The 6,006-nt window shown below is 67.6% G+C and carries 5 protein-coding genes; all 5 read left to right on the plus strand.

Annotation, left to right across the window (positions count from 1 at the left end):
- Positions 1-542 precede the first annotated feature (542 nt).
- Positions 543-1,394, plus strand: coding sequence for a helix-turn-helix domain-containing protein (locus tag CEP50_RS19495; RefSeq protein WP_258175438.1), 852 nt, complete (start codon positions 543-545; stop codon positions 1,392-1,394).
- A gap of 25 nt (positions 1,395-1,419) precedes the next feature.
- On the plus strand, positions 1,420-1,617 hold the full coding sequence (locus CEP50_RS19500; protein ID WP_106115372.1) for a DUF397 domain-containing protein: 198 nt from the start codon (positions 1,420-1,422) through the stop codon (positions 1,615-1,617).
- A 930-nt stretch (positions 1,618-2,547) separates the two neighbouring features.
- On the plus strand, positions 2,548-4,212 hold the full coding sequence (locus CEP50_RS19505; RefSeq protein ID WP_106115373.1) for a DNA repair helicase XPB: 1,665 nt from the start codon (positions 2,548-2,550) through the stop codon (positions 4,210-4,212).
- Between the two features lie 187 nt (positions 4,213-4,399).
- A complete protein-coding gene (locus tag CEP50_RS19510; protein ID WP_106115374.1) occupies positions 4,400-4,996 on the plus strand; it encodes a suppressor of fused domain protein in 597 nt (198 codons plus the stop codon).
- Positions 4,997-5,117: 121 nt separating this feature from the next.
- Positions 5,118-6,006: o-succinylbenzoate synthase (locus tag CEP50_RS19515; RefSeq protein ID WP_106115375.1), on the plus strand; the 889-nt coding region annotated here is incomplete at its 3' end.

Genomic DNA, 6,006 nt, shown 5'->3' on the forward strand with positions numbered 1-6,006 from the left:
CAGAAACAGGCCACCAGCCCCCGCCCGACCCGAGCACACGCCTCACGCCGCTGCACACCCGTAGCGTGGATCGCCCAACAGTCCAGCCCGATCACGAAACGGCAGCGGGGTTCATCCGACCACGGCATGACCCACCCCCTTCCCCGGGAAGAGGTGGTGCCACCGCGTGCCGAGACGGGCACGGATGCACCTCGTAGCAAGCGCTAGCATGAACAGAGCTCCCTTTCACACACAGTTGGTGGAGCAATCCCCGCGTTCCAGGCCGCCAAGCACACGGACGCGGGAAGGGCTGTTTGTCCGGTGGCCGCCACCACCGGACAAACGGTCGAAATTCGACAGAGTCTTCACATGTCGCCCCCTAGCTCAGGGTCTCTACTTCTACCCAACTCTCAGGAACGTTCCTATTTAGACTTTATGACAGGAACGTTCCTATATCAGGTTCCTCAGAGGGAAGAAAGTAACAAGCACACGAACGTGGGAACGTTCCGATAAGACGGGCAAGTCGGGCTAGGCTCGTCTCTGACACAGGCGGAGGTGACATCATGGGCAAGAAACCTGGGCCAAGCGTTCGTCGTCGCCAACTTGGGGCGATGTTGCGCCAGCTGCGGCAAGACGCAGGTATAACCCGCAAATCCGCAGCTGAGTGGCTGGAGATCGGCGAGCCGACACTGAGCAAGATCGAACTGGGGCGGCAGTCCATCAAAGGACCGCACGTCAGACTGTTGTGTCAGCTCTACGACGTAGATGCTTCTACAGTGGATACTCTGCTCCGTATGGCCAGGGAAGCCAACCAGAGAGGTTGGTGGACCGCTTATCGGGACACCGTGCCGTCGTGGTTTCGGCACTACGTCGGCTTGGAAAGCGACGCAGCCGATATCTGGGCGTACGAGGCCGAGTTCGTCCCAGGACTGCTTCAAACCTCCGAGTACATCAAGGCGATCACCCGAGCATCACGCCCGGAGATCAGTGATGAAGAGCTAGACAGAGAAGTCGCAGTCCGACGGGAACGCCAGGCTCGCCTGGATAATGAGCAACCTCCGCATCTTCATCTCATCATCAATGAGGCCGTCGTATGGCGTCAGGTGGGTGGCCCGAAGGTGATGCAAGAGCAAACCGAACATATGCTTCACGCATCCAGACTTGATCACGTATCGCTCAGGGTGCTGCCGTTTTCCGCAGGAGCCCACGCCGCCATGACCGGCTCGTTCATTCTGATCAGATTTCCGGACGAGGACACACCCGCCTTCGTGTACGTGGAGAACGACCGTGGTGGTGTTTACCAGGAAAACCCGGGTGACATCGAGCGCTATACCCTGATAAGGGAACAGCTTGCGGCGTTGGCTCACACCGAAGACGACACCCGCGCGCTGCTCGAACAGTTAGTTTCGCCCTGAGGACCCATCTCGGAAGGAGCCAGGGATGACCCCGGACAGTCTTACTGATGCCGTGTGGCGCAAGAGCAGCCGTAGCAGCGGAAACGGCGGGGCCTGCGTTGAGGTCGGCTTCACTCCCGAGACGATCGGTGTCCGCGACACCAAGGATCGAGAGGGCGGCACGCTGGTGTTCAGCGATACCCAGTGGGAGGCGTTCCTCGACACGGTGAAGCGTCGTTACTGAGAGGACCACCGGACGCGGCTAGCCTTGGTAGCCGCGTCCGGTGGTCACACCTGAGCATAGAGTACTGCTCCGGAGAACATCCCGGCACCAGAGTGCTGTGTCGGGACGTCTCGAGGTGGCGCTGCCCCACCCGATCAGACCTCGCGCACTGCCTCTCGCAACCGGTACCTCCGAGTGAGTAGCGCGGGCCCCTGTCGGGGACCAGGCTCCTCCGAGACAGCGAACTCGGCGAGAACAGCCCGGTCCTGCCGTTCAGCAGGACCGCATGGTCCGCCTCCCTCGACACGATCAAAAGCGACCGTTTCCCGTGACGGGGTAGAAAGCACCAGCCCCGAAGACCGGGGCGCTGCTTTCGTGTCACCTCCCCAGAGGAAGGCCAATTTTCGGCAAAATCGACTTCCACTACCCCGCGCAAGGCTTGCCGTACCGGAATCCCCCGTGATCCTCGCCAGCCCCGAAGGGCTGGCGCCACGGCAGTTGAGCAGGAATCTCCGGGATGCCCCCACCCCGGCTGTGACCGACACGCCGAGCGAACACCTGAGAACCCCCGGCATGTCGCCACACACTTCCCCTCCCAACCACCAAATCCCTGTGACACAGGCCAATTTTCGGTAAAATTGGCCACCCCGCGTGGGCGGGGCCACACTTGCCGGCCCGCGATCCCAACAGCGCTTCCCGGTGCGGAAACCACTTTTGCTCCGGAGCGGCGGATCAACACCAGCGCCCGGCAACCGACATGCCGCCACCCGCCCGACCCCGGAAGGCTGATCGAGCGACCGCCGGACACCCCTTCCCACCAGGGAGTGAACGACCACGGCCACCACGGCCGTAGCCGCCGGATGGAATACTCGGCGGTCGCGAACCCGTTGCCCGTCGCGGCGTCCGCGCCGCGCGCACCAGCACGAACCCAGGTCAGCCAGGAGCCAGCCCGTGAGTGACGGACCACTGATCGTCCAGTCGGACAAGACGGTTCTTCTCGAAGTGGACCACGCCCAGGCCGAAGAGGCGCGCACCGCCATCGCGCCGTTCGCGGAGCTGGAACGCGCCCCCGAGCACGTGCACACCTACCGCATCACCCCGCTGGCGCTGTGGAACGCCAGGGCCGCCGGGCACGACCCCGAACAGGTGGTGGACGCGCTGGTCAACCACTCGCGCTACCCGGTTCCCCAACCGCTGCTGGTCGACATCGTGGAGACGATGGGCCGCTACGGCCGGCTGGAGCTGACCAGCGACCCCGCCCACGGCCTGGTGCTCGTCGCCCGGGACCGCTCGGTGCTCGAAGAGGTGCTGCGCAGCAAGAAGATCGCCCCCATGCTGGGCCAGCGGCTGGACGAGGACACCGTGGTCGTGCACCCCAGCGAACGCGGCAGGCTCAAGCAGGGCCTGCTCAAGCTGGGCTGGCCCGCCGAGGACCTGGCCGGGTACGTGGACGGCGAACACCACCCGATCTCGCTCGACCAGCGCGGCTGGCACCTGCGCGACTACCAGCGCCAGGCCGCCGACTCCTTCCGGGCCGGAGGCTCGGGAGTGGTGGTGCTGCCCTGCGGGGCGGGCAAGACCCTCGTCGGCGCCGCCGCCATGGCCGAGTCCAGCACCACCACGCTGATCCTGGTCACCAACACCGTCGCTGGCAGGCAGTGGAAACGCGAACTCGTCGAACGGACCTCGCTGACCGAAGACGAGATCGGCGAGTACTCCGGCGAGCAGAAGGAGATCCGGCCGGTCACCATCGCCACCTACCAGGTGATCACCCGCAAGTCCAAGGGCGAATACCAGCACCTGGACCTGTTCGAGTCGCGGGACTGGGGCCTGATCGTCTACGACGAGGTGCACCTGCTGCCCGCCCCCGTGTTCCGCATGACCGCCGATCTACAGTCCCGGCGACGGCTCGGCCTCACCGCCACCCTGGTGCGCGAGGACGGCCGCGAGGGGGACGTGTTCTCCCTGATCGGTCCCAAACGCTTCGACGCCCCCTGGAAGGACATCGAGGCCCAGGGCTGGATCGCCCCCGCCGACTGCGTGGAGGTGCGGGTCACGCTGAGCGACGAGGAACGCCTCGAGTACGCCACCGCCGAGGCCGAGGACCGCTACAAGCTCTGCGCCACGGCCCGCAGCAAGACCTCGGTGGTGCGGGCCATCCTCGACCGGCACCCGGAGGAACCCGCCCTGGTGATCGGCGCCTACCTGGAACAGCTGCGCGACCTCGGCCGCGAACTCGACGCGCCGGTCCTGGAGGGCTCCACCCGCAACAAGGAACGCGAGAAGCTCTACGAGGCCTTCCGGCGCGGCGAGATCAACCGGCTGGTGGTCTCCAAGGTCGCCAACTTCTCCATCGACCTGCCCGAGGCCTCGGTGGCCGTCCAGGTCTCCGGGACCTTCGGCTCCCGCCAAGAGGAGGCCCAGCGACTGGGCCGTCTGCTGCGCCCCAAGGCCGAGGGCGGGCAGGCGCACTTCTACTCGGTGGTGGCCAGGGACACCCTGGACACCGACTACGCCGCCCACCGGCAACGGTTCCTCACCGAACAGGGCTACGCCTACCGGATCGTGGACTCCGAGGACCTGCTCGGTCCCCCCGTGCCCGGGGTGGACGGCTGAGACACTGGGCACCGTCCCGGGGCTCACCCCGGCCGGAGCTCCCGGAACCGCACCCGGCCGGACACGGCCCACAGCCCCACCGCGCCCCGGAGCACGGAAGGAGCCCCACGGCGGACCCGGTCGCCGGGGGCCGGCAGTGTTCGACACCGTTTCCGGAAAAGCCCGGAACCGTTTGCTGGAGGCCAGGATGAGCACCGGTAACCAGGAACCCCCGTCGGTGAGCGGAGCCCACCGCTTCGTCGGCCTCGCGGAGAACCTGGAAAGATACGCGGGCACTCCCTCGGAGGCCGAGCCGCCGAACGTGCACGGGCCCGACCGCGGCTACGGCCTGGTCTTCTTCCACCTGGAGGAGTACCACCTGACCTCGGTGATCAGCTCGGGACTGCGCTTCCAGCCCCTCGGGGCCGAACCCGCCCAGGAACTGGCCTGCACCGTCTACCGGGAACAGGCCGAGGCCGCCCGCTACCTGGTGGACATCTCCTCGGAACTGCTGGTGCGCAACCGGACCCACCTGGTCCCCGACCAGATCGTGCCCAACGAGCAACCGCTGCTGGCCGGAACCGAGTTCCACGCCCTGCTGGCCGGGGGGCACCCGCTGTTCCCCCCGGAGTTCACCAGGTTCACCGACTCCCAGGGGGTGGAGCAGCTCCAGGTGTTCACCCTGCTGCCCGTCACCCTCGGGGAACTGAACTTCGCCCTCGACCAGGGGGTTCCGGCGCTGCGCAAGCAGTGGGCCCGTTTCGAGGTGGACGTCTTCGACATCGGCCGCCCCAGCGTCGCCTGACACCGCGAAGCACCACCGCGCGTCGGAAGTCCGCCACGGGCGGTGTCGACGCGGCCGGGAAGCTGTGTTCTCGGGCGTCATCGGATGCCCACGGTGGTACGGCCGTGCCAGGATCGAGGGCATGGCGAACGACCCCGGAACCTTCGACCTGACCCAGCTCGACGCGGTACGCGTCTACAGCCTGCCGATGCGCACCAGGTTCCGGGGCGTCACCGTCCGGCAGGGGGTGCTGCTCAACGGCCCCGAGGGCTGGGGGGAGTTCTGCCCCTTCGAGGACTACTCGGACGCCGACTCCGTGCCCTGGCTGGACGCGGCGCTGGAGAGCTGCTTCCTCGGCTGGCCCACCCCGGTGCGGGAGACGGTGCCGGTCAACTGCACCGTGCCCGCCGTGGACCCGCGGCGCGCCCACGAGTTCGTGGCGAACTCCGGCTGCCGCACCGCCAAGGTGAAGGTCGCCGAACCCGGCGACCCGGCCTCCGCCGACGTCGAACGGGTGGAGGCGGTACGGCAGGCGCTGGGTCCGTCGGGGGCGATCCGGGTGGACGCCAACGCGGCCTGGGACGTGGACACGGCCGTGCACCGCATCCGGGAACTCGACCGCGCCGCCGGCGGGCTGGAGTACGTGGAGCAGCCGTGCCCGAGCGTCGCGGAACTGGCCGCCGTCCGGCGACGGGTCGACGTGCGCGTCGCCGCCGACGAGTCGATCCGACGCGCCGAGGACCCGCTGCGCGTGGCCGTAGCCGAGGCCGCCGACGTGGCCGTGATCAAGGCCGCCCCGCTGGGCGGGGTGCGACGCTCCCTCGAGGTGGCCGAGGCCTGCGGCCTGCCGTGCGTGGTGTCCTCCGCCGTGGAGAGCAGCGTGGGACTGGCCGCCCAGCTCGCGCTGGCCGGGGCGCTGCCCGAGCTGCCGTTCGCCTGTGGACTGGGCACGGTGGCGCTGCTGGACGGCGACGTGGTCACCGACCCGCTGCTTCCCGTCGACGGGCACCTCCCCGTGCCCACACGCCCCC

It is taken from the genome of Actinopolyspora mortivallis (assembly GCF_003001495.1).
Taxonomy (GTDB): domain Bacteria; phylum Actinomycetota; class Actinomycetes; order Mycobacteriales; family Pseudonocardiaceae; genus Actinopolyspora; species Actinopolyspora mortivallis_A.

What these genes read in the sequence shown, in the direction of transcription:
- CEP50_RS19500 (WP_106115372.1), top strand. Translation starts at nt 1,420, where the DNA reads ATGACCCCGGACAGTCTTACTGATGCCGTGTGGCGCAAGAGCAGCCGT.
- CEP50_RS19495 (WP_258175438.1), top strand. Translation starts at nt 543, where the DNA reads ATGGGCAAGAAACCTGGGCCAAGCGTTCGTCGTCGCCAACTTGGGGCG.
- CEP50_RS19510 (WP_106115374.1), top strand. Translation starts at nt 4,400, where the DNA reads ATGAGCACCGGTAACCAGGAACCCCCGTCGGTGAGCGGAGCCCACCGC.